Annotated in this window: 27 protein-coding genes; 26 read left to right on the forward strand and 1 reads right to left on the reverse strand. The window is 39.6% G+C overall.

The genetic code is table 11. The features are described 5' to 3' along the window. Window positions 1-18 precede the first annotated feature (18 nt). The 18 genes from AB1467_03760 to AB1467_03845 all read left to right on the forward strand — a co-directional run bounded on the left by AB1467_03760 (window position 19) and on the right by AB1467_03845 (window position 17683). On the forward strand, window positions 19-555 hold the full coding sequence (locus tag AB1467_03760) for a nucleotidyltransferase domain-containing protein (protein ID MEW6295382.1): 537 nt from the start codon (window positions 19-21) through the stop codon (window positions 553-555). Further along, entirely contained in the window at window positions 552-968 is a 417-nt protein-coding gene (locus AB1467_03765) for a HEPN domain-containing protein (protein ID MEW6295383.1), read from the forward strand. Before AB1467_03760 ends, AB1467_03765 begins: the two co-directional genes overlap by 4 nt. A 279-nt stretch (window positions 969-1247) precedes the next feature. Beyond that, window positions 1248-1490: a DNA-directed RNA polymerase subunit H gene (locus AB1467_03770; GenBank protein ID MEW6295384.1), complete on the forward strand. Its 243-nt coding sequence runs from the start codon at window positions 1248-1250 to the stop codon at window positions 1488-1490. Further along, on the forward strand, window positions 1491-2960 hold the full coding sequence (locus AB1467_03775; protein MEW6295385.1) for a DNA-directed RNA polymerase subunit B'': 1470 nt from the start codon (window positions 1491-1493) through the stop codon (window positions 2958-2960). A gap of 11 nt (window positions 2961-2971) precedes the next feature. Beyond that, on the forward strand, window positions 2972-4783 hold the full coding sequence (rpoB, locus tag AB1467_03780; GenBank protein MEW6295386.1) for a DNA-directed RNA polymerase subunit B: 1812 nt from the start codon (window positions 2972-2974) through the stop codon (window positions 4781-4783). Window positions 4784-4818: 35 nt separating this feature from the next. Beyond that, on the forward strand, window positions 4819-7431 hold the full coding sequence (locus tag AB1467_03785; protein ID MEW6295387.1) for a DNA-directed RNA polymerase subunit A': 2613 nt from the start codon (window positions 4819-4821) through the stop codon (window positions 7429-7431). Window positions 7432-7446: 15 nt separating this feature from the next. Next, window positions 7447-8652, forward strand: coding sequence for a DNA-directed RNA polymerase subunit A'' (locus AB1467_03790; protein MEW6295388.1), 1206 nt, complete (start codon window positions 7447-7449; stop codon window positions 8650-8652). Between the two features lie 12 nt (window positions 8653-8664). Beyond that, window positions 8665-9006, forward strand: coding sequence for a 50S ribosomal protein L30e (locus AB1467_03795; GenBank protein ID MEW6295389.1), 342 nt, complete (start codon window positions 8665-8667; stop codon window positions 9004-9006). Window positions 9007-9028: 22 nt separating this feature from the next. Further along, complete coding sequence (locus AB1467_03800; protein MEW6295390.1) at window positions 9029-9442, forward strand: NusA-like transcription termination signal-binding factor; 414 nt, start codon at window positions 9029-9031, stop codon at window positions 9440-9442. Window positions 9443-9454: 12 nt separating this feature from the next. Beyond that, window positions 9455-9886, forward strand: a complete 432-nt coding sequence (locus tag AB1467_03805; protein ID MEW6295391.1) for a 30S ribosomal protein S12 — start codon at window positions 9455-9457, stop codon at window positions 9884-9886. A gap of 2 nt (window positions 9887-9888) precedes the next feature. After that, complete coding sequence (locus tag AB1467_03810; GenBank protein ID MEW6295392.1) at window positions 9889-10506, forward strand: 30S ribosomal protein S7; 618 nt, start codon at window positions 9889-9891, stop codon at window positions 10504-10506. A gap of 5 nt (window positions 10507-10511) precedes the next feature. Beyond that, window positions 10512-12704 (forward strand): elongation factor EF-2, encoded by a 2193-nt coding sequence (locus tag AB1467_03815; GenBank protein ID MEW6295393.1) that lies wholly within the window; start codon window positions 10512-10514, stop codon window positions 12702-12704. 93 nt (window positions 12705-12797) lie between these two features. Then, on the forward strand, window positions 12798-14069 hold the full coding sequence (gene tuf / locus AB1467_03820) for a translation elongation factor EF-1 subunit alpha (GenBank protein MEW6295394.1): 1272 nt from the start codon (window positions 12798-12800) through the stop codon (window positions 14067-14069). A gap of 82 nt (window positions 14070-14151) precedes the next feature. Continuing rightward, window positions 14152-14460 carry a 30S ribosomal protein S10 gene (gene rpsJ / locus AB1467_03825; protein MEW6295395.1) on the forward strand — a complete coding sequence of 103 codons (309 nt, stop codon included), beginning with the start codon at window positions 14152-14154 and terminating at the stop codon, window positions 14458-14460. A gap of 35 nt (window positions 14461-14495) precedes the next feature. Further along, window positions 14496-14729 carry a hypothetical protein gene (locus AB1467_03830; GenBank protein MEW6295396.1) on the forward strand — a complete coding sequence of 78 codons (234 nt, stop codon included), beginning with the start codon at window positions 14496-14498 and terminating at the stop codon, window positions 14727-14729. 6 nt (window positions 14730-14735) lie between these two features. Further along, entirely contained in the window at window positions 14736-15305 is a 570-nt protein-coding gene (locus tag AB1467_03835; protein MEW6295397.1) for a hypothetical protein, read from the forward strand. Window positions 15306-15371: 66 nt separating this feature from the next. After that, entirely contained in the window at window positions 15372-15797 is a 426-nt protein-coding gene (locus tag AB1467_03840; GenBank protein MEW6295398.1) for an archease, read from the forward strand. A 50-nt stretch (window positions 15798-15847) separates the two neighbouring features. After that, a complete protein-coding gene (locus AB1467_03845) occupies window positions 15848-17683 on the forward strand; it encodes an RtcB family protein (protein ID MEW6295399.1) in 1836 nt (611 codons plus the stop codon). Window positions 17684-17685: 2 nt separating this feature from the next. Here AB1467_03845 and AB1467_03850 read toward each other — a convergent pair whose 3' ends face one another. Then, complete coding sequence (locus AB1467_03850) at window positions 17686-19041, reverse strand: hypothetical protein (GenBank protein MEW6295400.1); 1356 nt, start codon at window positions 19039-19041, stop codon at window positions 17686-17688. A gap of 131 nt (window positions 19042-19172) precedes the next feature. Here AB1467_03850 and AB1467_03855 point away from each other — a divergent pair, with 131 nt between their 5' ends. The 8 genes from AB1467_03855 to AB1467_03890 all read left to right on the forward strand — a co-directional run bounded on the left by AB1467_03855 (window position 19173) and on the right by AB1467_03890 (window position 26629). After that, window positions 19173-21800, forward strand: coding sequence for a hypothetical protein (locus AB1467_03855; protein ID MEW6295401.1), 2628 nt, complete (start codon window positions 19173-19175; stop codon window positions 21798-21800). Between the two features lie 210 nt (window positions 21801-22010). After that, window positions 22011-23009: a 50S ribosomal protein L3 gene (rpl3p, locus tag AB1467_03860; GenBank protein ID MEW6295402.1), complete on the forward strand. Its 999-nt coding sequence runs from the start codon at window positions 22011-22013 to the stop codon at window positions 23007-23009. Further along, window positions 23006-23827: a 50S ribosomal protein L4 gene (gene rpl4p, locus AB1467_03865; protein MEW6295403.1), complete on the forward strand. Its 822-nt coding sequence runs from the start codon at window positions 23006-23008 to the stop codon at window positions 23825-23827. Before rpl3p ends, rpl4p begins: the two co-directional genes overlap by 4 nt. Then, a complete protein-coding gene (locus AB1467_03870; protein ID MEW6295404.1) occupies window positions 23824-24096 on the forward strand; it encodes a 50S ribosomal protein L23 in 273 nt (90 codons plus the stop codon). The genes rpl4p and AB1467_03870 overlap by 4 nt, the downstream gene beginning before the upstream one ends. Window positions 24097-24113: 17 nt before the next feature. Beyond that, on the forward strand, window positions 24114-24839 hold the full coding sequence (locus tag AB1467_03875; protein ID MEW6295405.1) for a 50S ribosomal protein L2: 726 nt from the start codon (window positions 24114-24116) through the stop codon (window positions 24837-24839). A gap of 24 nt (window positions 24840-24863) precedes the next feature. Next, complete coding sequence (locus AB1467_03880; protein ID MEW6295406.1) at window positions 24864-25265, forward strand: 30S ribosomal protein S19; 402 nt, start codon at window positions 24864-24866, stop codon at window positions 25263-25265. 12 nt (window positions 25266-25277) lie between these two features. Beyond that, window positions 25278-25748: a 50S ribosomal protein L22 gene (locus tag AB1467_03885; protein ID MEW6295407.1), complete on the forward strand. Its 471-nt coding sequence runs from the start codon at window positions 25278-25280 to the stop codon at window positions 25746-25748. A 59-nt stretch (window positions 25749-25807) separates the two neighbouring features. After that, complete coding sequence (locus AB1467_03890; GenBank protein MEW6295408.1) at window positions 25808-26629, forward strand: 30S ribosomal protein S3; 822 nt, start codon at window positions 25808-25810, stop codon at window positions 26627-26629. The last annotated feature ends 1 nt before the right edge of the window (window position 26630 follow it).

Below are 26630 nucleotides of genomic sequence, written 5' to 3' on the forward strand. Positions count from 1 at the left end.
GTTCTATAAATAGAACATATGTTCGATAAAATTAATGGAAGCACAGCAAAAGTGCTTAACCTTTTTCTTGATGACCCTCAAAGAGAGTTTTATTTAAGGGAGATTGCACGCATTGCAAAAATAAGTTCAAGCACTTCAAAAAGAGCATTAGATGAATTGAAGAAAACTGAGTTGATTAAAGAAGAAAGGAAAGCAAATCTGCGGATTTTTTCTGCAGAACAGGAAAGCCAAACTTTCAAGGAACTAAAAAAGATAAAGAACCTCGAATGGATAAAGAAAAAAAAACTTGTGGAAAACATTGTTGATGAAAGCACTATTTCTGTTGTTTTATTTGGTTCTTTTGCTTTGGGAACAAACACAAAAGAAAGCGATTTAGATGTACTTGTAATAACAAGCAAAAGAAAACCAGTTAAAATAAAGGAATTGGATGGAGTGGAAGTACAATTAATACAAAAGACATTAAAAGAGTTCAGGGAACTGGAAAAAAAAGATAATCCTTTCTACACAGAAATAATTTCAACTGGAATAGCTTTGTATGGGGGGATGCCTGCATGAAGATTCAAGATTGTATCAGGAAAGGCTGGCTTAAGAGGGAAGAGCCTAATAGTAAGAAAGCGGAGCAGTCAATTAAGATAAGCGAGGCAAAACTTGAAGAAGCGGAAAAAGCGTTGAAAGCAGACTTGATTGAAACAACAATTGTTTTCTCTTATATGTCAATGTTTCATGCTGCCAGAGCCCTGCTCTTTAAAGAAGGATTCAGAGAAAAAGGCCATGTTCCTATATTAGTATTCCTTGAAGAAAAATACGAGAAAATAATAGGAAAACAGCTTTTATATGAATTTAATTCAATGAGGCTTGAAAGGCACGAAAGCCTTTACGGACTGCAGCCAGAATACTTCAAAGACGACGCAGAACACGCGCTAAAAACAGCACGGCAATTCCTAAGCAAAATAAAAGAACTGATTTAAAGCAAATACTATGGCAAGAAAATTAGGCTACAAGAAAAGGGAAGGAGAGTTTCTGGTGAAGGAACTGGGGCAGGATTGATTTTATTTTCTTAAAAGCATTCATTTAAATTTTTTTCTGTGGACAATTCATTAAATAACTGGGTTTGAGCCGTAAGCACAGCGATTTTTTGTCTGGAAGAAATGGTGTTTGTTTGGATTTATGCCTGCCTTTACAGCATTGAATTGAATCAAAAGCTTAGCTTAGGCTTTGCCTGAAAGAATTCCTCCGGAGGAAAGAATTTGGCCTCAAAAGACAATAAATCTATTTTGAACCATTATCTTGTTCCAATGCACGAAATTGTTCCAGAAAATGAAGCAAAAGAGATAATAAAGAAGTACGGGAACTTAAAAGAAAAGTTCCCTTTAATTCTGAGAACTGACCCTGTCATAGAAGAAATCCAGGCAAAGAAAGGCGACCTAATCAGGATTACGAGAAACAGTCTTACAGCAGGAAAGAGCGTGAGCTACAGGATTGTGGGATAAATGAAGTACTGGCCTTTAATTAATTCTTATTACAGGGACAGGAACATTGCCCAGCAGGAGATAGATTCATTCAACCAATTCATAGACGAGAAATTGAACCAGATAGTGGAAGAAAACAAGCTGATAGTTCCAAAAATAGAGGAAGTGAGAATTGAGTTGGCTGACATTGAAGTGGAAAAGCCAAAAATAATTGAGGCTGATGGCAGTCCAAGAACTAATTTTTATCCAATGGAAGCAAGAATAAGGAACAGGACATACTCTGGACCAATTTTTCTCTCAATGAAATTACTGAGAAGGGATGTAGAGCAGGACATGAAGCGGGCATATATTGGGGAAATGCCTATCATGCTGAAAAGCAATATGTGCTGGCTTTCAGGGAAATCAGATGAAGAATTAATTGAAATGGGCGAAGACCCAAAAGACTTTGGGGGATACTTCATAATAAACGGCTCAGAGAAAGCATTAATGACACAGGAAGTATTGGCTTCAGACAGGGTTCTTGTAAGCAAGCAGCCTCAAGACAAAGTAATTGCTGAAGTTATTTCAACAAAAGGAGCATTCAAGGGAAGAGTAAGGATTTCAAGAAATATTGACGGCATACTTTCAGTAACATTCCCTTCTTCGCCGAGAAAATTAAGGTTATTCGTATTATTGAGGGCATTAGGACTTATAGCAGACAAGGAAATCGTTGGGGCATTCTCAGAAGAAAAAGAAATACAGAATGACGTTCAATTGAATTTGGAGCTCCTTGAAATAAAGAACCAGGAAGAAGCATTAGACAAAATAGGAAAATATGTTGCTCCAGGGCAGGTCATAGAGTACAGGCTGAGGAGAGCACAGGAGGTAATAGATGCATTCCTGCTTCCGCACATAGGCCAGAGGGCAGAGGACAGGCTTGCGAAAGCATACTATCTTGCAATGATGGCAACAAAAGCAATAGAATTAGCGCAAGGCCTGAGAGGGGAAGATGACAAAGACCATTACAAGAACAAGAGACTTGAGTTAAGCGGAAAATTAATGGAACACTTGTTCAGGTATTCATTCAAATACTTCATAAAAGACTTGAAGTTTCAGATTGACAGGACTATTACAAGGAGAAGGAAACTGAATATAAGTACTGTAGTAAGGCCTGGCGCAATAAGCGAGAGAATAAGGTTTGCCATGAGCACAGGAAACTGGATTGGAAGAGCAACAGGCGTAAGCAAATTCATGGAGAGAGTGAATTATTTGGCTCCACTAACAGACTTAAGAAAAGTAAAAAGCCCTCTGGACAAGAACAGGGAATTATATGAGGCAAGGGATGTTCATGGAACGCACTGGGGAAGGCTTGATCCTGTCGAAACACCTGATGGCCCGATGTGTGGGCTCGTAAAAAATTTGTCTTTGCTTGCAGAGGTAACAGTAGACCAAGAGGGGGCGCCAGTAGAAAAAATCTTGTATGACATGGGAGTGAAATTAAAGAAATTATAAAAGGGGACTTTATGGCTGTAACAAGGGCGTACATTAACGGAAGGCTCATAGGATTCCACAAGGACGGGGCAGAGCTCACAAAGCAGTTGATTACCCTGAGAAGGAAAGGAAAAATCAACCCTCAAGTGAATATTGCTCATCATATTGATACTGCTGAAGTTTACATTAACACTGATGCAGGAAGGGTGCAGAGGCCATTGCTTATAGTTGAAGAAGGTAAACTGAAATTAAAGGAAGATCACTTGAAGGCAGTGAGAGAAGGAAAAATGCACTGGCATGACTTAGTGAAGGAAGGGGTAATAGAATACTTGGATGCAGAAGAGGAAGAGAACGCCTTAATTGCAACAAAAGAAGAAGAAATAACAAAAGAGCATACTCACATGGAGATAGACCCTGCCGGCGTGCTGAGCATAGTAACTTCAATGATCCCTTACCTTGAACACAACATGGCTGGAAAGGCATTGCACGGAGCAAAAATGTTCAAGCAGGCTTTAGGCATAAATGCAATAAATTATAATTTGAGGACTGACACTGAAGGCCATTTATTGTATTACCCGCAGAGAGCCTTGGTTGAAACAAAGACAATGAATTTAATTGACATAAAGGAAAGGCCCCAGGAACAGAATTTTGTTGTGGCAATAATGCCTTTCTATGGATTCAATATACTTGATGCTATTGTGCTGAACAAAGGTGCAGCGGACAGGGGCCTTGGAAGGAGTTCTTATTTCAGGATGTATGAAAGCAGCGAGAACAGGTATCCAGGAGGCCAGATAGACAAATTCGAGATTCCAACAGAAGAAACTGTAGGATTTTTAGGAGAAGAGTATTACAAGAAGCTGGGTTCTGATGGATTGATTGAAGTAGAGGAATTTGCTTTAGAGAAGGACATAATTATTGGAAAGACAAGCCCGCCAAGGTTTCTGGAGGAAGTAAGCGAGTTCGGTGTAGTGCAGGAAAAAAGAAGAGAGGCTTCAATGAGCGTAAGGAAAGGAAAGCCAGGGTTTGTTGATAAATTAATAATTTCAGAGGACGGAGATGGTAATAGGCTTGCTAAAGTGAAGATAAGGAGCGAGATGATTCCTGAAATAGGAGACAAGTTTTCTTCAAAGCACGGCCAGAAAGGAGTAATAGGGGCAATTATTCCAGAAGAAGACATGCCTTTCACTGCATCAGGAATAAAGCCTGATTTAATTCTTAACCCTCACTCAATTCCAAGCAGAATGACTATTGGCCATTTAATTGAAATGCTTGCAGGAAAAGCTGCTTCAATTACAGGAACATTCATTGACGGAACCCCATTCAGTTCAGTTACAATGGGGGAACTCCAGAAGATGCTGAAGGAAGGAAAATTCAGGGGTGATGGAAAGGAAACATTATTTGACGGAATTACAGGAGAAAGAATTGAAAGCGAAATCTTTATGGGAATAGTTTCTTACAGAAGGCTGTTCCACATGGTTGCACACAAGATGCAGGCAAGAAGCCGAGGCCCAGTGCAAATTCTTACAAGGCAGCCGACAGAAGGAAAAGAGAAAGAGGGGGGATTAAGGTTCGGTGAAATGGAAGGGGAAACCTTGGTTGGCCACGGAGCAGCAATGCTTTTGCAGGAGAAATTCATTGAAGACTCAGATAAGGTAATTGAATTAGTGTGCGAGAAATGCGGTATAATTGCAATAAATGATCAGATAAGGAACAGGAGATACTGTGCTTTATGCGGGGGTTCAGCCGTATATCCAGTTGAAATGAGCTATGGCTTCAAGTTATTGTTAGACGAATTAAAGGCATTAGGAATAATGCCTCAATTAATAATCAAGGACAGGGTGTAAGAGAAAAAAATTAAAAAAAAAGAAAGTGAAATAAAATGTTGTTGAAGAAAATTTCTGCAGTTGAATTCGGGGTATTAAGCCCTCAGATGATAAGGAAGCTGAGCGCATTAGAGATCAAAACCCCTGATACTTACGACAAAGACGGCTACCCAATGGAGACAGGATTAATGGACCCCCACTTGGGGGTGATCAACCCGGGCCTGAGGTGCAAGACCTGTGGCCAGAAAATGAAGCAGTGCCCAGGGCATTTCGGCTCAATTGAATTGGTGAGGCCTGTAGTGCACTCAGAGTTCAGCAGGAAAGTGGAAGAACTCCTTGTAGGAAGCTGCCAGAGCTGCGGGAGAGTGTTAATCCCGGACGACAAAATAAAACAGTACCTGCCATTGATTGGGGAGAACCCTGAGCTCGTGCTAAAAAGAATTCTTTTAAGGGCAAAAAAAATGCATAAGTGCCCTTACTGCGGGACAGAAAAAGTGCCAATAATTTTAGACAAGCCAACAAACTTTTTCCAGGGAAAAGAAAGATTGTACCCAACCCAGATAAGGGAATGGCTGGAGAAGATTCCAAACAAGGACTTAATGTTGTTTGGCTATGACCCTGAAAGGATAAGGCCTGAATGGTTCGTGCTTACTGTACTCTTAGTGCCTCCAATCACAATGAGGCCTTCAATAACACTTGAATCAGGGATTAAAAGCGAGGACGATTTAACGCACAAGCTTGTGGACATCATTAGAATTAACCAAAGACTGAAAGACAACATTGATGCTGGGGCCCCTCAATTAATAATTGAAGACTTGTGGGATTTACTGCAGTATCACGTAACAACCTTTTTCGATAACAATACAGCGGGAGTTCCCCCGGCAAAGCACAGGAGCGGAAGGGCACTAAGGACTTTGGTGCAGAGGCTGAAAGGAAAGAAAGGAAGATTCAGGTACAACCTCACAGGAAAGAGGGTGAATTTTGCTGCAAGGTCAACCATAACGCCAGACCCTTACATTTCAATTAACGAAATTGGCGTTCCAGAAGAAATAGCAAACGACCTTACAGTTCCAGAGCAAGTAACTGAATGGAACAAAAAAGAAATATTAAGGCTAATTAAAGAAACAGACCAAGTGCTTTACATTGTAAGGCCTAATGGAGCAAGAAAAAGGGTTTCAGAGCAGACAAAAAAAGAGGCCTTGGATGAACTGGACATAGGATTCAAGATTGAAAGAAAAATAATGAATGGAGACACCATATTATTCAACAGGCAGCCTTCACTGCACAGGCTGAGTATGATGGCGCACAAAGTGAGAATCCTTCCAGGAAGGACTTTCAGGATTAATCCTATTGTATGCAAGCCCTACAACGCAGACTTCGATGGAGACGAAATGAACTTGCATGTGCCCCAGACAGAGGAAGGAAAAACTGAAGCAAAAGAATTAATGCTTGCAGCAAACCAGGTTATATCCCCGCGCTATGGGGCTCCGGTAATAATTTTGGACGAGGACGGAATTAGTGGAACCTATGTCCTTACAATGCGCCAGACAAAATTCACAAGAGAAGAAGCAATGAAATATTTCTATGAAATTGGAATTACAGAAATCCCTGAGCCAGACCTTGAAGGAGGTTATTACTCAGGAAAATTAATATTCAGCCAACTGCTTCCGAAAGACTTGAATTTGAGCTTCAAGAGCAATACCTGCAAGGAAATACAGAAGATCAACCCATGCGATGAATGCAGGAAAGAGGGCTGCCCTTATGACGCATATATAACAATAGAGGAAGGCAGGCTTAAGACAGGAGTAATAGACGAGGAAGCTGTAGGGGAAGGAAAAGGAAAGATTGTGGACGTACTGGCAAGGGATTATAATGCAAGCGCGATAGAAGAATTCTATTACAAGATAAACAGGATAATCGAAGACCTTATCACAAGAAAAGGAATGAATGTAGGCCTTGACGAATACAAGACAACAGAAACAATAGAAAAAGTGAAAGAAAAGGCCATACAACAGGAATTGGAAGAATCAGAAAAATTGGTTAAAGAATACAGGGAAGGCATAATAGAGCACATTCCAGGCAGGACACTGGAAGAATCATTTGAAATAAAGATGATGCAGATAGGCTTCAAGACAAAAGATGAAGTCCAAAAACAGATAATGAAAGAAAAAATAGACGAAATGCTTGGGGAAAATCCGAAATACAACAGCACTATAATGATAATGAGCGGCTCAAGGGGAAGCCCTATCAACCTTACAAATATTCAAGGCATGTGGGGGCAGGCAGCAGTAAGAGAAGGAAGACCTAAAAGAGGCTTCAAGAACAGGCTAATAACCACAAACAAAGAGAAGGATGTTGGGGCACTTGCAGGAGGCTTTATAGGCCACAACTTCATGGAAGGAATGAGCGTAAAAGAATACTTCTACCATTCAATGGGGGGGAGGCAGGGAGAGGTAGACACAGGGGTTTCCACAAAGGTTTCAGGATACTTATACAGGAGGTTTGCGAACTCACTGAAGGATTTGGTGATAAACTACGATAAAACCACAAGGAGCGCAAACAAGAATATAATCCAGTTCATGTACGGGGAAGATGGTGTCTTTCCAATGAAAACCACAAAAGGAAAAACCATAAGCATGAGAAGGGAACTGGAAAGATTGTATGAATAACCAGAGGCAAAAAAAATGGCAAAAGGAAAACAAAAAAGAAAAAAAATGAAAAAGAAAAAGATAGAGAAGCCCATAGCCCAAATAATGAAGGAAGAAGAAAATATTTCAAAGCACGAATTCCTGCCTTACGGCATAATGAAAGAAATAGACGAAAAAACAGTAAAGTATGGCTTGAGCACAGAAGAAAAAGCAAGGCTTGTGGCAAACATTGAAAAAAAATACTTGAGTTCACTGGTTGAGCCGGGGGAGGCAGTAGGAATAGTTGCAGCCCAGTCAATGGGAGAACCAGGAACACAATTGACATTAAGAACAAAACACTACGCTGGGGCAGCAGAGGTTTCAGTTGGTTCGGGGATACAGAGGGTGGAAGAAATAGTGGACGCTAGAAGCAAAGCCAAGTATCCTTCAATGACAATATACTTGACAGAGGAATTAAAGCATAACAGGGAGAAGGCAGACATCTTTGCGAAATCCCTTATTGATGTGAGAATAGGTGATGTAGTAAAGTTCGAGGAAGATTTTGATGGAAGAATGCTTAAAGTGCATTTCCTTGAAGAAGAAATAAAGGAAAGGAACATTGACAAGGAAGAATTAACAAAAAAGATTGAAAGGTATTTGAAAAGCAAGGCAAAAGGAAAAGAGCATAATGAATTCGCTCTTGGGAGAGAGCCCTTAATTAAAATAAGAAAGAATCTGAACAAGGTAATAAACATGAGGATACAAGGCGTGAGAGGAATAGAGAAAACAATTGTGTTCGAAGAAAAAGGCGAATTCCTTATTAGGACAAGAGGAACAAACCTCAAAACCTTAATGAGAATGAAGGAAGTGGATGAAACAAGGACAATAACAAATGACATAAAAGAGATAAGCAGGGTCCTTGGAATTGAAGCAGGGAGAATTTCAATTGTAAACGAATTATTCAAGACATTCAAAGAAAACGGAATAATGGTGGACATAAGGCACCTCATACTGTTGGCAGACTTGATGTGCTTTGAAGGCGACATAAAAGGGATTGTAAGGACAGGGATTACAAGACAGAAGAGTTCTCCATTGGCGAGGGCTGCATTCGAGGAAACAATAAAACACCTGCTTGACGCTGCATTCAAAGGGGAAACAGAAGAACTGCAGGGGGTAGTGGAAAACATAATTGTAGGCCAGCCAATAAAGGTGGGCACAGGGACTGTTGAGCTGTTGATGGGCCAAGGAAAAAACAAAAATTAATTGTGATGAAATATGGTTGAAATAGATGTAAACAAGGAAATAAGAAGGGCTGTGGACACGGGAAAAGTAATTTTTGGCTCAAGGCAGTCAAATAAAAATATTTTAAAAGGAAATGGGGAACTAATTATATTAAGCCAAAACATAAGCAGGTTGCTTAAAGAAAAATTAACTGGCTTGGCCAAAATATCCGAAATTCCTTTTTATGAATTCAAGGGAACATCACTCGAGCTGGGCGCAGTCTGCGGAAAACCGTACCCTGTATCAGTGATGACAATAACAAATGCAGGAAAATCAAAAATTCTTTCAGTAACAGGAAAGACAAAAGCAAAAAAGAAAGACAGCGAAAAAGAATGACAGGAAAAGCAAGGGAAAAAAAATGAAAATATCAAACCAAGAAATTCTGCTTATGAACGCACTGCAGGCATTTTCAGGAGTCACAGCAAAAGACTGCATAGTGCACGGCAATTCAATTACATTCCTTGTGAAAGACATTGAATTAGGAACAGTGATCGGGAGGAAAGGGGAAACAATAAACAAATTAAGAGAAAAATTAAAGAAAAACATTGAGGTTTACGGCTACACAAAAGACCCAAGGAACTTCGTGCAGAACTCGCTTAACAAAATCAAAATAAATTCAGCTGAAGTAAAGCAATTAGACGGAAAAAAAATAATACAGATAAACCTTGACTCAGAAAACAAGAGAAAAATATTCTCAGAAACAAACAAACTCAAAAAAATAAAGGAATTAATGGAGAGAAATTACGGCATAAGCGAAATAAAAATCAAGTAAAAGTGAAGAAAAATGGCTACAGGAGAATTCGCAGCAAAACAGCTGGAAAAAAAAAGAAAGAAATGGAGAAAGAAAAAAAGAAAGGAAAAGGAAAGATTGCTCGAAAAAATGAGAGGAGACAAAAGCATAATGGAGGGTTCACCACAGGCCAGAGGAATAGTACTGGAAAAAAGGGGGGTAGAAGCAAGACAGCCAAACTCAGGAATTAGGAAATGCGTTAGAGTCCAGCTTATTAAAAACGGGAAACAGGTTACAGCCCTCGCGCCATATGACGGGGCAATAAAATACATTGACGAGCACGATGAAGTAATAATTGAAGGCCTGGGCGGAAGAAAGCACGGAGCAAAAGGAGACTTATGGGGAGTGAAATTCAAGGTAATAAAGGTAAACAACCAGTCCCTCGAAATGCTCAGGACAGGAAGGAAGGAAAAAGTAAAGAGATAAAGATGTTTATGACAGAAAAAGTTTTGTTTTTCGGTAAATGGGGGAGTGAAGACGTAAAAATAAGGGACATAAGCCTGCAGAAATACTTGGATTTAAAGCCAAAGCATGTGCCCCACACTTTCGGGAGAAGCACAAGGAAAAGGTTCTCAAAAGGAAAAATGAATCTGGTTGAAAGGCTCGTGAACAAGGTAATGCGCTCAGGCCAAGGAAAAAGGAAACTGAGCGGGAAATACATTAGGGGGAGGGGGGTATGCGGCAAAAAAATCCTTGCACTCAAAATAGTTGAAGAAGCATTTGACATAGTGGAACAAGAAACAAAAGAAAACCCTATTCAAGTACTTATAAGAGCAATAGAAAATGCAGCCCCAAGGGAAGACATTACAAGAATACAGAAAGGGGGGGTTGCCTACACCCTCTCAGTGGATGTATCCCCTTTAAAAAGAATTGATGAAAGCCTGAAAAACATTGCACTGGCAGCATTTGCTTTATCCTTCAGCAAAAAGATAAGCGCACGGGAAGCCCTCGCAAAAGAACTAATTCTCACAGCAAAAAACGATCCTGCGAGCTATTCACTGAAAAGAAAAGACGAAATAGAGAGAATTGCAGTTAGTTCAAGGTGAAAGGAATGACAAAAAGAGAGGAAGTAGCAAAGAAAGCAGAGCACTACATGAAGAACCGAGAGAACATAAGAAACATTGGGGTAGTTGCCCACATAGATCACGGCAAGACAACAATGACGGACAACCTTATTGCTGCTTCAGGAATGATAAGCCAGGAATTAGCAGGAAAACAATTGTTCATGGACTTCTATGAATTAGAGCAGGCAAGAGGAATAACAATAAATGCAGCTAACGTTTCAATTGTGCACGAATACAAAGAAAAAGAATTCTTGATCAACATAATTGACACCCCGGGTCACATTGACTTTGGGGGAGAAGTAATAAGGGCAATGAGGGCAGTGGACGGGGTGATCCTGGTTGTGGACTCAGTTGAAGGCGTAATGCCCCAGACAGAAACAGTAATAAGGCAGGCCCTCAAAGAAAACGTAAAGCCTGTCCTTTTCATAAACAAGGTTGACAGGCTGGTGAACGAATTACAGCTCACTGCAGAACAAATGCAGGAAAGATTCGTGAAAACAATAATTCAAGTCAACAAATTAATTGAAAAGAATGTCCCTGAAAAATTCAAGGAGGAATGGAAAGTAAAAGTGGACAATGGCTCAGTTGTATTCGGCTCAGCATACTATAATTGGGCTGTGTCTATCCCGCACATGAAGACAACAGGCGTTTCCTTCAAAGACGTATATGATTACTGCAAGAACCAGGATCAGAAAAGCCTTGCAAAAAAGTCTCCTTTATTCGAAGCAATACTTGAAATGGTTATAAACCATCTGCCAAACCCTCTTACAGCGCAGAAATACAGGATTCCAAAAATCTGGGGAGGAGAAATAGAAAGCGAAGAAGCAAAGGCAATGCTTTCCTGTGACCCTGAAGGGCCTCTTGCAATGATGATTACAGATGTAACAGTAGACCCTCACGCTGGAGACGTTGCAACAGGAAGGATTTATTCAGGAAAAATAAGAAGGGGTGTAACAGTAAGGCTTATTGGGTCACAAAAGGAAGTGCCAATACAACAAGTCTGCCTGTACATGGGCCCTGAAAGAGTGCCTGTAGCAGAAGTGCCTGCAGGAAATATTGCGGCAATAGTTGGATTAAAGGAAGTTTATGCAGGAGAAACAATTTCAACAAAAGAAATAAAGGAATTCGAGTCATTCATGAGCACTGCAGAACCAGTAATGACTGTTTCAGTCGAAGCAAAGCAGACAAAGGATCTTCCAAAATTAATTGAAGTAATAAAACAGATCACAAAAGAAGACCCTAATGTTAGGGCAACAATAAACCAGGAGACCGGAGAGCATTTATTGAGTGGGATGGGCGAACTTCACCTGGAAGTAACACAGTACAGGATTGAAGTAGACCATAAGCTTCCAATTACTGTAGGAAACCCTATTGTAGTATACCATGAGGCAATAACAAAAGACTCTCCTACACTAGAAACAAAAACCCCAAACAAGCACAACAAATTCAAGCTGAGGGTAGAGCCAATCCCAGAAGAAGTGCTAACAAATTTAATTGAATCAAAAATTGAAGGAAAAATAAGAGATAAAGACAAGGACATAGTGCCTAAACTGGTGAACATTGGCTTTGACAGGGAGGAAGCCAAAAGAATTTGGGCAGTGCACAACCATAGTATTCTAATTAATGCCACAAGAGGCATAGAGGCATTATTCGAAATAAAAGAATTGGTAATACAGGGCTTTAATGACGCAATAGACGAAGGGCCTTTAGCAAAAGAAAAAGTGCAGGGAATAAAAGTAATAATGGAGGATGCTTCTCTTCACGAGGACGCAATCCACAGGGGCCCAGCGCAAGTGCTGCCTGCAATCACAAGAGGAATTTACGCGTGCATCCTCTCAGCTGATGCTTTACTGCTTGAGCCAAAACAGATTCTCTCAATTTTAGTCCCCCAAGACTACATAGGGGCAGTGTCAAAAGAATTGGGCTCAAGAAGAATTCAAATAACAGAAATGAGGCAGGAAGGAGACCAGACAATAATTGTAGGAAAAGCCCCAGTAAAAGAATTAATTGGATTCAGTGCTGCAATAAGGGGCGCAACGCAGGGCAGGGCAGTATGGACAGCAGAATACGCAGGATACGAGAGGCTGCCAAGAGAACTGCAGAGGACAACAACCTCAGAGATAAGGAAAAGAAAAGGCCTTGAGCCAGAACCAAAAAGCGCCCAATACTTTTTGGAATAAAGGCAAAATAAAAAGCATTTTTAATTGTTTTGGTTTAAAAGATATTGGTAGAATTATAATTATTCTAAATAGTTTTATTTGGAGGTATTAAAAATGGCTGCAGTAAAGCCACACGTGAATTTGGTTTTCATTGGCCACGTTGATCACGGCAAATCAACCTTAGTTGGCAGACTGCTCTATGACACTGGGGCATTGAGCGAGCAAGACTACAGGAAATTAAAGCAGGAGGCAGAATCAAGGGGAAAAGGAACATTTGCCTTTGCTTACGTAATGGATAATTTAAAAGAGGAAAGGGAAAGAGGCCTTACAATTGATGTCTCATACAAGAAATTCCAAGGAAAAAAGAATGATTATACCATAATTGACGCGCCAGGCCACAAAGACTTCGTGAAGAACATGATTACAGGCACAAGCCAGGCAGATGCAGCAGTACTCGTTGTAAGCGCAAAAGAAGGCATTCAGCCTCAAACAAAAGAGCACGCATTCCTTGCTCAAGTGATGGGATTAAAGCAATTGATCGTGGCAGCAAACAAGATGGACGAAGTCAATTACGACGAAAAAATATTCAATAAATTAAAAGAAGACCTGACAAAGCTCCTTACAGGCGTAGGATTCAAGTTAGAGAACGTTAAATTCATTCCAGTCAGCGCCTGGCTCGGAGACAACGTAGCAAAAAAGTCAGACAAGCTTTCATGGTATAAAGGACCAACAATAGTTGAAGCATTGGACGAATTGATTGCCCCAGAGCCTCCGACAGGAAAACCTTTAAGACTGCCAATACAGGACGTATACAACATTAAAGGTGTAGGAACAGTCCCAGTTGGAAGAATTGAGACAGGAATACTAAAACCAGGGGAAACAATAATAATTGAGCCTGTTGGAAAACAAGGAGAAGTAAAATCAATTGAAATGCACCACGAGCAATTGCCCCAAGCAGTCCCAGGAGACAACATTGGATTCAATGTGAGAGGCATAGCAAAGACAGATGTAGCAAGAGGGGATGTTGCAGGGCACACCAAAGACCCTCCAACTGTAGTAAAAGACTTCATAGCGCAAATTGTTGTATTGAATCATCCTACAGCAATCCCTGTAAACTACACTCCAGTATTCCACTTGCATACAGCGCAAATGTCAATGCAGATAACAGAACTGCAAAAGAAATTAGACCCAAAGACAGGCGCAGTAAAAGAAGAGAACCCTAAATTCCTTAAGACAGGGGACGCAGCAATAGTGAAGATAGTTCCAACAAAGCCTGTTTCAGCAGAAGAATACAAGAAGTTCCCTCAATTAGGAAGGTTCGCAATCAGGGACATGGGACAAACTGTAGCGGCAGGAATGATAGTAAGCATTACGCCAAGGAAGTAAATTAATCCCCTGATTTTTTTATTTTTTTAAAATTTTTTTATTAAAAAAAAATTCTCTTTTGATTTTAAAAGAGGAGCACAGAATGCAGAAAGCAAGAATCAAGCTGTCAAGCCCTGACTACAATACCTTGAATGACATCTGCGAGAAAATACTAGACATAGTCAAAAAGACAGGCGTAAAGCATTCTGGAGCAATCCCTCTGCCCACAAAAAAGCTTGTTGTGCCAACACGAAAAGGCATGAGCGCAGGGGGCACAGAAAGCTACGAGAAATGGGAAATACGATTACACAAAAGAATGATAGACATAGAGGCAGACGAGAGAACATTAAGAAGGGTAATGAGAGTAGAAATCCCAGAAAACGTCCACGTGGAAATCGAATTAAAAGAATAAATTATTATAATAGGTAAAACTAATTCTTTATTGCAATGCAAATTAAAAGAACAAGAAACCCTATTACAAGAGATCTTACCATAAACAGAATAATAGTTAACCCGCACATTCCAGGAGCGCGACAAATAAAAGAAAAATACGTTATGAGAAAAGGGGAATACGCTGAAATAGAATTGAATCAAAGATACAAATTTCCCGGTCTAGAAATGCCTATAGTTTCGCTAAGAAGTGCTGCTGCAAAGCTTGGGCTTTCAATTGGCTTTAAATAAAGCAACATGCCAGAAGTCATAAGAGAAAGTATTACCCCAGAAAAAGTTTCTTTGCTTCATTTGGGTGAAATTCCAATTAAATTGAAATCAGGCAGGCCATTACTAAGACTTTTTTTTCCGACAATGGTAGAACACATAAGAAAGAAAGAAATATTGGGGGAAATAAAAAGAGGAAGCATAAAGCTCGGAAAAAATTTTATAATAAATGAAAACGGAATAATTGAAATAATGCCACCTAAAATCCAAAGGGTTTTTCCTTGGCCGGTAAAAAAAGTTTTAGGAAAAATGGATGTTTTAAAAGGCAGAAAAAGAAAATTTTTGGACATGGTTTCAAAAAGAATAAAAAGAAAGCCAATAAGCAAAGCCGGAAAAATATTGATATTAGAAACAGAACCAATAAAATTGCCACAAAACATTGGAGGCTACATTCACTCAAGCACAAACGGAATTAGCTATCAGATTCCATCAATAATATTTGATCCGGGCTTCAAAGGGCCTATGATACTGGAAATATTCTGCCTCCAAGAAGGAAAACCAATAGAACCAATCCAATTCAGCCTATTCAAAACAAAATGACAAGAAATAATACTAACTCTTCTTTTTACCCAAAAAATTTTTAGATACATTACCTCTAATTTTATGATGAGCCCAAAATACTCTTACCTGGAGCATACTTCAGACATACTGTTTGAGGCTTATGGGCAGACGCAGGAAGAATTGATTGCGAACAGCGCTGAAGCCTTATGCAATGCAATGTACTCATTGGAGAAGGTTGAACCCAGAGAGTCAATTGAATTAAAGGTAACAGCAAAAGACTTTGAGGAACTTCTCCATAAGTTTCTGGGAGAACTTCTTCTCACAATGGAAGTAAAATTGATGTTCTTCAAGAAGTTTTTGGTGAAGAAATTCAGCTTGGAGGAAGGCGTGCTTGAAGTTGAATTGAAAGGCGAGCCAATAAACCCAGAAAAGCACGAAATAAAAAGCGAAATAAAGGCTGTAACATGGCACGACTTCCAGGCCAGAAAAGAAGAAGGCAAATGGAAGGCGAGAGTGCTGTTAGACATATAAAGAAAAAATCTTTGTTCTATAATTGTATTAAATTGTATTAAGTGATTTGAATGGAATACAAGAAAATAGCTGAGGGAATATGGGAAATTCCAAAAGAAGGAGGAATGCTTGTTCCGGCCAGAATCTACGGGACAGAAAAAATAGTTAAAGCAATAGAAAGCGATGCAATAACTCAAATAAAAAATGTAGCTTATCTACCGGGCATACAAAAATATTCTATTGCCCAGCCTGATGCCCACAAAGGATATGGATTTTGTATTGGAGGAGTAGCAGGAATTGATTATGAAACAGGCGTGGTGAGCCCTGGCGGTGTAGGCTACGACATCAACTGCATCAAAGGCAAAACAAAAATTTTAAGTGAAGATGGATTCAAAAAAATAAAAAAATTTGAAAAGCAAAATTACAGAATAACAACAATAAATAATAAAAAAGCACTACTTGTTTTTCCTTCTTTTTTCATGAAATTTAAAAACAAAAAATTATTTAAGGTTACAACAGAATTAGGAAATTCCATTTGTGCTACAAGAGAACATCCTTTTTTAACGCTTAATAGAATGAAAGAAATTGAAAAAATAAAGATTGGAGAAAAAGTAATAATCTTTGAAGATAATAAATTTATTGCAGATAAAATTGAAAGCATAAAACCAAAAAACCAAGAAACAGTTTTTGATTTCAATATTCAGGAAACACACAATTTCATTGCAAACAATTTTGTTGTATCAAATTGCGGTGTAAGGCTTATTAAAACTAATTTGGAGTTAAAGGATGTAAAGCCTAAAATGAATGAATTAGTGAACAGGTTGTTCGAGGAAGTGCCAAGCGGCCTTGGAAGCAAAGGGCAGTTCAAGGCAAACAGGAATCAATTGAATGAGGTAATGCAGGAGGGAGCAGAATGGGCTGTAAGGGAAGGCTTTGGCTGGAAGAAAGACTTGCAGGCAATGGAGGAAGAAGGGTGCATTGAATTGGCTGACTCAAGCAAGGTTTCAGAGAAAGCCATTTCAAGGGGCCTTCCACAATTAGGGTCTTTAGGCTCAGGAAATCATTTCCTTGAAATACAATTGGTACAAGAAATATTTGATGAGAAAACAGCAGAAAAATTCGGGCTCAAGAAAGGCCAGATAGTGTTAATGGCTCACTCTGGCAGCAGGGGCTTAGGCCATCAAATTGCCTCGGATTACTTGGATTTAATGGTTTCAGCAATGAACAAGTACAATATTAAAGTGCCTGACAGGCAGTTGTGCTGCGCTCCAGTAACCTCAAAGGAAGGCCAGGATTACTTGGGCGCAATGTACTGCGCAGTAAATTATGCTTTCGCGAACAGGCAGATGATAATGCACTGGACAAGGCAGGGATTCAGCAAAATCATTGGAAGGAGCCCAGAAGAAATGGAAATGGAGCTGCTTTACGATGTAGCCCATAACATCGCAAAAATTGAAGAACATAAAATTGAGGGAATTGAGGGGAAAAAGAAAAAATTGCTGGTGCACAGGAAAGGAGCAACAAGGGCTTTCCCTACAGGAAGAAAAGAGAACCCTAAAATTTATTCCGAGACAGGGCACCCGGCAATAATTCCAGGCTCAATGGGCACAGCCTCCTGGGTTGTAATAGGGACACAGAAAGGGCTAGAGGAAACATTCGGGAGCGTGGCCCACGGCGCAGGCAGGGTGATGAGCAGGAATGCAGCAATAGCAAAAAAGAAGGGAAGTGAAATACAAAAAGAATTACTGCAGCAAGGAAAAATAGTGAAAGCAGCCTCTTTAGGAACCTTAGCAGAAGAAGCACCTTACGCCTACAAGGACGTGGATGAAGTAGTTCTTTCACTTGAATTAAGCGGCATAGCAGAAAAAGTTGCAAGAATGACTCCATTAGGCGTAGTAAAAGGATAGTTTCATTCGAATTCTTTTATTTTTATTTCTTCTTTTCCGTCAACGTATTTAGAGAAGAATTCATCAAAGCTTTTGCCTGAAAATTCCCCTAATTCTTTTTTTACATTGAAGGAGTTGCCTGTGCCGCCGTATTTTTTGTAAAGAAATTTCATGAATTCATCAAGGTTGATCTCTTTATTCAAGAGAAAGGCCACAATTGGGGCCTTCCTGTAATGCAGGAACTCCAATTCAGAGTAATGCTTATTGTAGTCCTCTGAAAGAATTGAACCCGAAAACAAAGACTGCTCTGCTTTAAATTGCTGGTACAATTCTTTCATGCCGGCATTGAAGTCATAAAAGCCCAAAGAGCTTAAAGACTTAATTTCATAATAGGATGCAGTTGCTTCAGTGAACCACCTGCTTTTCCCTTCCTCTTTCATTCCGAAAGGCTCATAAGAATTAAAGACATGATGAATTCTGTGAGAGTAAAGCTCCCAGTTCCTTTCGGTTGAATAAGGCATTTCAAAGCCTAATCCATTGCTCCATAAAGCACCAAAAATTTTGCCTCCGTCTTCTGCAAAAGGGGCAAATACTGCAAAAAAACTGCTTTCATGTTTTGCTCCAAATAAACTGGATTGATAAGAAAAAAGCTTGAAGGCATTCTCTGAAATCAATTGCTTGTGCTCTTCAGGCCACCTAGAGAAAGAAAAGACTGTAACGTTAAAGTCATTTATTATCCTGCTTTTTTGGGTGAATTGACCAAAAGCAATCACAGTATTATTCATTGAGTCTTCAATTGAGGCGGAAAGGAGTTCAGGGGCATAAAATCCTTCCTTCTTCTGCCATGGAGTAATGACCTGCCAATCTCCCGGCACATTAAATGAAATTCTGATTTCTGCGTCCTGCTTTGTTTTAGGCAAAAGGAATAACTGGCCTGCGCTCACAAGACCGAAATTTTTATCTAAGTATCCTCTGTGTCCATGCCTTCCGTAAGTTCCGGGCTGCACAGAATAAGAAATGGTTAAGGGCTGGACTGCACTGCTCAAGTCAATTTCATAGCTGTATATTTGGTGCTCGAAGTCATCGCCTATTACTGTAACTGAATTCTGGTTTACATCCAATTCCTTTCCAATTGCATCTTTTACAATTAAATCCCCTACATTCATCCAATCTGAATACTGCTGGGCAAAGAATTTTATTGAGTGCCCTTCAATATTCTGGGCTTTAATTGAAATTTCTATAAGGCCTGATTCCATGCCCACTGCTGCATTGCACTGTAGGCTTAATTTTCCTTTTAAAGGAATTGAAGGCAAAAAAGAGTACAGCAAAAGAAGAATAATTAGCGCAAGCAGCAGCAAAATGGTTAATTTAACCTTCATCAAATTTAGAAGGGAAAGAAGGCCTTTTATTTTTTGCTTTAAAGCTAAGGAAAACGCAATATATTTAAATTCTCTGGCAGACAAATTAGTATACATAAAATCACTACTTTGTAGTGACAAGGTGGGGGCAAATGAAGAAAAAATTATTGTTAAGTTTAATGGTATTGTTTAGCGCAATTTTTTTGTTTTCTCAGGCCAGCGCACAGCCGTTTACTGCTTCAGTGAATTTTGTTGAAGTTAAAAGCGACTCAGACAATACGTGGAGCAATACAGTAAACGCAATTGACGGCGATTCTGTTGACATAAAAGCAAGCGTCTTCTTGGGCTATTACGAATATTATAATGTTGAACCAATCCCTTACCCTTATGTAAGGGTTGAAGCAAAAGCAGAAATTTACGGTTATGACGGAAGCAATTGGGATTACATTGGCACTGCAGGCACAATAAGCCAGTACATTTACATCAATGAATCAAGGGACTTTTACTGGAACAATGCCTTCACTGCAGACTCTTATTATTATCAATATGAAATCAGGGTTTATGCAAGATATGATTACGGTTACTGGAGCGACTACGACAATGCATTCGTTAATGTTTCTCTCACCAATTACTGCAGCGACATAAAAGTGAACACCTATTCTGTAGATCTGGATGAGGAAACAACAAAATACCAGAATTTCACTGTATCAAATGACTCAAGCGACAGGTTCTATATTGATTCAATAGATGCATTCTCTGACAGGCCAGGCATATTCACTGTAACAGAATACGATTATGATTTAAGCATTCCAGCAAACGGAAATGCCTCAATACAATTAAAGATTACAGCCGGCAAAGTGAGCTCAGACCAGAGCGGCACAGCACGAATAAGGATAAGCGGGTATTATGCTAATGATGAAAGCTGCTCTTACTCTGAGATAGGGGAAGAAACATTCACTGTGTACGTTAATGATGTAAGCCCTACAACTTACTGCAGCGACATTAAAGTGAGCACAAGAAGCGTTTACCTGGGTGCAGGAAAGACAGCATACGAAAACTTCTCTATCCAAAACAATTCAGGGGAAGACTTCAGCATTACTTCAATTGATGTTTACGACAACAGCTCCTACTTTAGTGTGAGCAAAGAGGATTACGATTCATATATTAATGCAAATTCAAGCGGCATACTTGAAACAAAGATAACAGCAGAAGACACAACAATTGACAGGAGCGGGACAGCATACATTAAAATCAACGGAGAATTTGTTAATGGAGACTATTGTTCTTACAGCGATATTGGAATCCAGTCATTCACTGTGCATGTGAATGGAATTGAAGAAGGATTCTGCGACGACATAAGCATAAGCACAAAAACAATTGAATTGAATGAAAACTCAACGAAGGCAGAAAACTTTTACGTATACAATAATTCAAGCGAAAAATTCTACTTAGATGACGTTCAGGCATATGATTATGCAAGCGCCTTCAATTTAGAGGTTGCAGACTACAGCGATTACGTGAATTCAAACAATTCAGGATACATCAAAGTGAAAGTCAATTCAAATTCTGTTGACTCAGACCAGAGCAATACTGCCTACATAAAAGTAAAAGGCCATTACTCTTCAGGCAGGACATGCACTTACAGCGACATTGGAGAAAAACAGTTCACTGTAAGGGTATTGAATGTCCCAAAGCCTTCGCCTAACTGCAGTAGCTTGGACATTGAAACACAGTCAATTACACTGAAAGCAGGGGAAAGTGTGGTAGAAGAATTTTCTTTAGTAAACAATTCCTCGCAGAACTTTTACATTGATGCAGTGCAGGCATACGATTATGATTCAGGCTTTGAGTCAAGCGCAGTAAGCCTGGATGACAAGGCAACAGCATTCGGAGGCAGCGCGGACATTCAAGTGAAAATCCACGCCTATGATTCAGCTGAAGAAAAGACTGGAACAGCATACCTGAAAGTCAAAGGGCATTTCACTGGCGGAAAACAATGCTCTTACAATGACATTGGAATTGCATCATTCAATGTTACAATTAAAGGAAAAGAAATTACAAAGGAATGCTCTGACTTTAAGCTGACTGTCCCGGCAGAAAGGGCAATCAATGGGAGCGGAAGCTTAAGCATAAGCTATGACAATCCCTTGAACAAGAGCGCTGAAATCAAAATGTACGGCTCAGGCCTCAAAGTAAGCCCTTCAAAATTCAGCATTACAGCGAATGATTACGGAACAAAAACAATTGAAGTTGAATTTTCAGGCAATGAAGACACATTCTTGGTTTATGAGATAAATATTTCTGGGTGCAATATTCCCTCAAAAACCACAAAAATCACCTTAATAGAAGAAGATGAAGAGCAAGACGAAGAGGAAGAAGGAGAAGTAACAATTGAAGCAAAGGCACTGATTCCGGATACAGGCAATATTTATGAGCTCTACATTACAGTGAAAAACAATTCAGGCAGCACAATAAAAGGAACAATTAGTTTGGGCACCCCAAAGGAATGGAAGGTTGAGGGAAGCAAGAAAGTTTCAGTTGCAGCAGAAAGCCAGGAAACCTATCCCCTGAAAGTAACACCAAACAAGGACTTAACGCAAGAGCAGTTAAGCTCAATTACATTAAAGCTTGATTCAGGAAAAGAATTGTCAGAGAATGTTTCATTCAAGCCCAAATCAAACATTATTGGAACAGCATTCACTGCATTATCACAGAACCTCTTGGGCGTTGGAATTCTGATAATAGTCCTACTGCTCTTGTTCATAGTGCTGAAAAGGTGAATTTTAATTCACTTTTTCCTTTATTCTTTTTTTATTTCTTTTTTTTAATTTTTGATTAGGAAATTGAAACTATTTTAAACCTTTCCTAAGAGATTATTATTACTACTTTGTAATAGTAGACTGTGTTTTCTGCAGTGACCCTGTTGAAAGCATAAATGCTATTTCAAGCAAGTTCGAAATTTTCCTCCATAGAACGGTGTAATATAAAAAATGACAAGAATACACAAGCCTCACTCCGGAAGCAAGGGCTATTATCCAAGAAAGAGAGCTGAAAGGGAAACACCTAGCTTCAGCACTTTCCCTGAAATAAAAACAGAGAAATCAAAGCCACTCAATTTTTTGGGCTACAAGGCAGGAATGACCCACTTGATTGCAAAGAACGCAAAAAAGGAAAGCCATGCCTTCGGGAGCAACATAATTGTTCCTACAACAGTAATTGAGTGCCCTCCACTGAAAGTATTTGGAGTGAGGGTTTACAGGCACACCGTGAACGGAGAAAAGGTTTTAGGTGAAGCATTAAGCGATAAAATAGACAAGCATTTGAGAAAGAGAGTTAAATCAATTTCAAGGAAAAAGAAAAAGCACGAAATAAAAGAACTGGAGAAAATGCTTGAAAGGGCAAGTTTTGTTGTACTTTTAGTTCACACGCAACCTTATCTTACTGGAATAGGAAAGAAGAAGCCTGAGGCAAGCGAAATAAGATTGAGTGGGAGCGTTGCAGAACAATTCAATTACGCAAAAGAAAAATTTGGGAACGAAATTAAGTTGGAGGAAGTGTTCAAGCCCAACCAGTTCATTGACGTCAAGGCTGTAACAAAAGGAAAAGGCTTTCAGGGCGTAATTAAAAGGTTTGGCGTCAAGCAGTTCAGGCCTAAAGCAAAAAAGAGGAGAATTGTTGGAAGCCTTGGGCCGTGGAATCCGAGCACTATAATGAGGGCTGTTGCAAGGCCAGGGCAGATGGGTTACAGCACAAGGACAGAATACAACAAAAGAATTGTTTTAATGGAAAAAAATCTTGATATAAACCCGAAAGAAGGGTTTGCTCATTATGGCGTTATAAAAAATGACTTTATTGCATTGTCTGGGTCAGTGCCGGGGGCAATAAAGAGATGCATTGCATTAAGGGAACCAATAAGGAAAGCAAACGAAGGAGCATTCAATATCACAGAAATAAGCTTTGTTGCAACAAAAAAGAGTGAGAGAGAATGAAGGCAGAGGTTTATTCAATTGAAGGCAAAAAGATGAAGGAAATAGACCTCCCCCCAGTATTTGGAGAAGAGTATCACCCGAACTTGATTAAAAGGGCTGTAATTTCAATCCAGAGCGCTGGAATGCAGGCCAAAGGCGCAATGCCTAAAGCAGGAAGGCAAACCACAGCAACATACATTGGAATGAGAGGCCTTCCTCCATTCAGGAGAACAATCAATGTTGATAAGGCAAGAAAGCCGAGGACAAAGCACAGGAGAGAATTATTGTACGGTGACGTAAGAGGAATTCCAGGCGTAGTGAAAGGACCTAGGGCTCACCCGCCTAAAGCAAAAAAAATTCTTATTGAAAAAATAAACAGGAAAGAGAAAAGAAAGGCATTGGATTCAGCTATTGCAGCTACAGCAAGAATTGATTTAGTGAAAAAGAGGGGCCATAAAGTGAAGGAAGGCACAAAACTGCCTTTGGTGATAGAAGAAAAATTCGAGGAATTAAAGAAGACAAAAGAGGTAATTTCAGTACTAAAAAAATTGTTTTTAATTGAAGACGTGAAAAGGGCAAAGAACAGGAAGAATGTCAGGGCAGGAAAAGGAAAGAAGAGAGGTAGGAGATACAAGAAAGCAAAAAGCATTTTGATTGTAACTGGAAGCAAGAGAAAAGAAAATTATGTTTTCAAGGCGGCAAGGAATATTGAAGGCATAGATATAATTCAAGCAAGGAACTTGAATGCAGAGCTTCTTGCTCCAGGAGCACAGGCCGGAAGGCTTACTTTATGGACTGAAAGCGCAATAAAGGAATTAGGGGAAAGGAATCAGAAATGAGCGAAGCACTTAAAGCGCACGAAGTATTAATTCACGCCCTAATAAGCGAAAAGGCAGTGAACATGATTGAAGCAGAAAACAAGTTATGCTTTATTGTAAACCAGAAGGCAGGAAAAAAAGACGTAAAGAATGCAATTGAATCAATTTACAAAGTAAAAGTGGACAAAGTGAATGTCCTAAGGGACTTGAAGGGAAGAAAGAAAGCAATAGTGAAATTGAACAAGGAATTCAAGGCAAGCGATGTAGCAATAAAACTGGGAGTGCTCTAAAAAAATTGGTGAATTGAATGGGAAGAAGGCTGAAGGTACAGAAGAGAGGGAAGGGAACACCCAAGTACAGGGCGACAAAGAAAGGAACATATGAATTAAGCTATATTTCTTATGATGACATCCAGAAGGCTGATGTCCTGAGGGCATTAATTACCGGAATAATCAAGGACCCAGGAAAAAGCGCTTTGCTCGCAGAAGCAGTTTTCGAGAACAACCAGAAAAAGGTTTTAATTGCAGCAGAAGGCATAAGCAAAGGCCAGACAATCCAGTTAGGAAGAAAAGCGGAAATAGCAATTGGAAACATTCTTCCATTAAAGTATCTGCCTGAAGGATGCCCTGTATTCAACATTGAATTGCAGCCAGGAGACGGAGGCAAACTCATAAGGACAGCAGGCTCTTATGCAATAATCCTCACAAAAGACAAGGACACTGCATTCATTAAAATGCCCTCAGGGAAAACCCAAGCAATAAATTTAGAGTCAAGGGCGACAATAGGATGCGCTGCAGGCGGCGGAAGAGGAGAAAAGCCCTTCATTAAAGCAGGGGCAAGATATCATTTAATGCGCTCCTTAGGAAAGCCTTATCCTGGAACAAGAGGGGTTGCAATGAACCCAGTGAGCCATCCATTTGGAGGAGGCCAACACCATCCAGGGCACAGCAAAAGCACTTCAAGGCATGCCCCCCCAGGAAGAAAGGTAGGGGCAATAGCATCAAAGAGAACTGGAAGAGTGAAAAAGAATTAATAATTAAAGAACGGTGAAAATTGAATGGCAAAAGAATTTACTTTCAGGGGAAAAACATTAAGCGAATTAATGAAATTGAGCAATGAGGAATTCGCAAGACTCGTTAATTCCAGGGCTAGGAGAACCTTGATTAGAGGCTTCAACAAGACCCTGGAGAAAAAAATTGAGAAGGCAAGAAGGGAATTAGAGCAGGGAAAAAAGCCTAAACCAATCAGAACGCACTTGAGGGACACAGTAATTATACCAAAGATGGTTGGATTGCTTTTTGCAATCTACAAGGGAAAAGAATTCGAGGTAAGGGAAATAGAACAGGAAATGCTGGGCCATTACCTAGGCGAATTGGCTCTCACAAGAAAAAGGTTAGTTCACGGAAAAGCAGGGATAGGCGCAACAAAATCAAGCACTGCAATAACAGCAAGAAAATAAAGTGAAAAAAAAATGACAAAAAAAGAATACAATTACAGGATTGGAAACGAAGCAAAGATAGCAAAAGCAACAGCAAAGAATGCACGGGCATCCCTGAAGTATTCAACAGAATTGGGAAGGGAATTAAAAGGAATGAAACTCAAAAGGGCAGCAGAATTCTTGGGAAACATAATAACAAAAAAAGAATTCATTCCATTGAGGAAATACGTGAAAAAAATGGGGCACAGGAAAGGAAAGAGCATTTCATTCACTAAAACAGGAAGATATCCTAAAAGGACAGCACAAATCTTCCTTGATTTACTGAACAGCGTGAGAGCAAATGCAGACTACAAAGGACTGAACACAGAAAATTTAATTATAAAACACGTTTTCGCATCACAAGGCCTTGGAAGGATTGGATACCAGCCAAAGGGACACATCTCTGGAAAGAGAAGGAAAAGGAAGGCAACACACATAGAAATAATTGTGGCAGAGGCATCATAAATGATTTCAAATTTCAAAAGAAAATTTGAAACATATTTAAATTTGGGGAGAAAATTTAAATGATTGAAAGAATCTTCATACAACAAGGGCTAAAGAAAGTGGAGCTGGAGAAATACCTCAAAAAAGAATTAGAGAAAGCAGGATTCACAAGGCTTGAAACAATGAAAACCCCCCTAGTAACAAGAATAATCATAAGCGTCACCAACCCAGGCCTGGCAATAGGGAAAGGCGGAACCAATATAAGGAAATTAACAAAAGACATAGAAGAAAAATTCAAGATAGACAACCCGCAAATAGAAATAAAAGAAATAACAGTGCCTGAACTGGACGCACAGGCAATGGCAGACAGGATAGCAGAATTAATAGGAAGAGGCTTCAGCTGGAGAAGCGTAGCATACAAGACAGTCAAAGACATAAGCAGGGCAGGAGCACCAGGAGTTGAAATACTGCTCGCAGGCGCCCTTTCAGGAAAAGGACAAAGAAAAAGAAAAGTAAGAATATACGAGGGATACATGAAGAAGGTCGGAGAACAAGCAAGATACGTTGATTATGGTGCTGCCCCGGCAAGGGCAAAATTCGGGATTATAGGAGTAAAAGTAAAAATAGTAAAGCCCGGCACAATATTCACAGACAAAATAAAAATAGAAGAAGAAAAAGAAGAAACCAAAGAAAAAGAAATAAAAGAAGAAGAAAAAGAGGTAGTGGCAGCAGAACCTGAGGTCAAGGAAGAAGTGTTTGAAGAAAAAGCAGAGAAAAAGGATGCCACAAAAGAAAAAAAGAAAAGACAACACGAAGAATCAAAGGAAGAAAAGGAGAAAGAGAAATTAAAGGAAGCAGAATTAGAGGAAGAAAAAAAAGAAGAAGAAAAAGAGGTAGAATGAA

The sequence above is a fragment of the Candidatus Diapherotrites archaeon genome (genome assembly GCA_040755695.1).
Lineage (GTDB): Archaea > Iainarchaeota > Iainarchaeia > Iainarchaeales > 1-14-0-10-31-34 > JBFMAK01.

Coding starts and splice junctions, on each gene's coding strand:
- AB1467_03845 (MEW6295399.1), top strand. CDS start 15,848: ATGGAATACAAGAAAATAGCTGAGGGAATATGGGAAATTCCAAAAGAA.
- AB1467_03785 (MEW6295387.1), top strand. CDS start 4,819: ATGTTGTTGAAGAAAATTTCTGCAGTTGAATTCGGGGTATTAAGCCCT.
- AB1467_03840 (MEW6295398.1), top strand. CDS start 15,372: ATGAGCCCAAAATACTCTTACCTGGAGCATACTTCAGACATACTGTTT.
- rpl3p (MEW6295402.1), top strand. CDS start 22,011: ATGACAAGAATACACAAGCCTCACTCCGGAAGCAAGGGCTATTATCCA.
- AB1467_03805 (MEW6295391.1), top strand. CDS start 9,455: ATGGCTACAGGAGAATTCGCAGCAAAACAGCTGGAAAAAAAAAGAAAG.
- AB1467_03800 (MEW6295390.1), top strand. CDS start 9,029: ATGAAAATATCAAACCAAGAAATTCTGCTTATGAACGCACTGCAGGCA.
- AB1467_03775 (MEW6295385.1), top strand. CDS start 1,491: ATGAAGTACTGGCCTTTAATTAATTCTTATTACAGGGACAGGAACATT.
- tuf (MEW6295394.1), top strand. CDS start 12,798: ATGGCTGCAGTAAAGCCACACGTGAATTTGGTTTTCATTGGCCACGTT.
- rpsJ (MEW6295395.1), top strand. CDS start 14,152: ATGCAGAAAGCAAGAATCAAGCTGTCAAGCCCTGACTACAATACCTTG.
- rpl4p (MEW6295403.1), top strand. CDS start 23,006: ATGAAGGCAGAGGTTTATTCAATTGAAGGCAAAAAGATGAAGGAAATA.
- AB1467_03885 (MEW6295407.1), top strand. CDS start 25,278: ATGACAAAAAAAGAATACAATTACAGGATTGGAAACGAAGCAAAGATA.
- AB1467_03875 (MEW6295405.1), top strand. CDS start 24,114: ATGGGAAGAAGGCTGAAGGTACAGAAGAGAGGGAAGGGAACACCCAAG.
- AB1467_03760 (MEW6295382.1), top strand. CDS start 19: ATGTTCGATAAAATTAATGGAAGCACAGCAAAAGTGCTTAACCTTTTT.
- AB1467_03890 (MEW6295408.1), top strand. CDS start 25,808: ATGATTGAAAGAATCTTCATACAACAAGGGCTAAAGAAAGTGGAGCTG.
- AB1467_03795 (MEW6295389.1), top strand. CDS start 8,665: ATGGTTGAAATAGATGTAAACAAGGAAATAAGAAGGGCTGTGGACACG.
- AB1467_03815 (MEW6295393.1), top strand. CDS start 10,512: ATGACAAAAAGAGAGGAAGTAGCAAAGAAAGCAGAGCACTACATGAAG.
- AB1467_03830 (MEW6295396.1), top strand. CDS start 14,496: ATGCAAATTAAAAGAACAAGAAACCCTATTACAAGAGATCTTACCATA.
- AB1467_03765 (MEW6295383.1), top strand. CDS start 552: ATGAAGATTCAAGATTGTATCAGGAAAGGCTGGCTTAAGAGGGAAGAG.
- AB1467_03835 (MEW6295397.1), top strand. CDS start 14,736: ATGCCAGAAGTCATAAGAGAAAGTATTACCCCAGAAAAAGTTTCTTTG.
- AB1467_03855 (MEW6295401.1), top strand. CDS start 19,173: ATGAAGAAAAAATTATTGTTAAGTTTAATGGTATTGTTTAGCGCAATT.
- AB1467_03790 (MEW6295388.1), top strand. CDS start 7,447: ATGGCAAAAGGAAAACAAAAAAGAAAAAAAATGAAAAAGAAAAAGATA.
- AB1467_03810 (MEW6295392.1), top strand. CDS start 9,889: ATGTTTATGACAGAAAAAGTTTTGTTTTTCGGTAAATGGGGGAGTGAA.
- AB1467_03870 (MEW6295404.1), top strand. CDS start 23,824: ATGAGCGAAGCACTTAAAGCGCACGAAGTATTAATTCACGCCCTAATA.
- rpoB (MEW6295386.1), top strand. CDS start 2,972: ATGGCTGTAACAAGGGCGTACATTAACGGAAGGCTCATAGGATTCCAC.
- AB1467_03850 (MEW6295400.1), bottom strand. CDS start 19,041: ATGAAGGTTAAATTAACCATTTTGCTGCTGCTTGCGCTAATTATTCTT.
- AB1467_03880 (MEW6295406.1), top strand. CDS start 24,864: ATGGCAAAAGAATTTACTTTCAGGGGAAAAACATTAAGCGAATTAATG.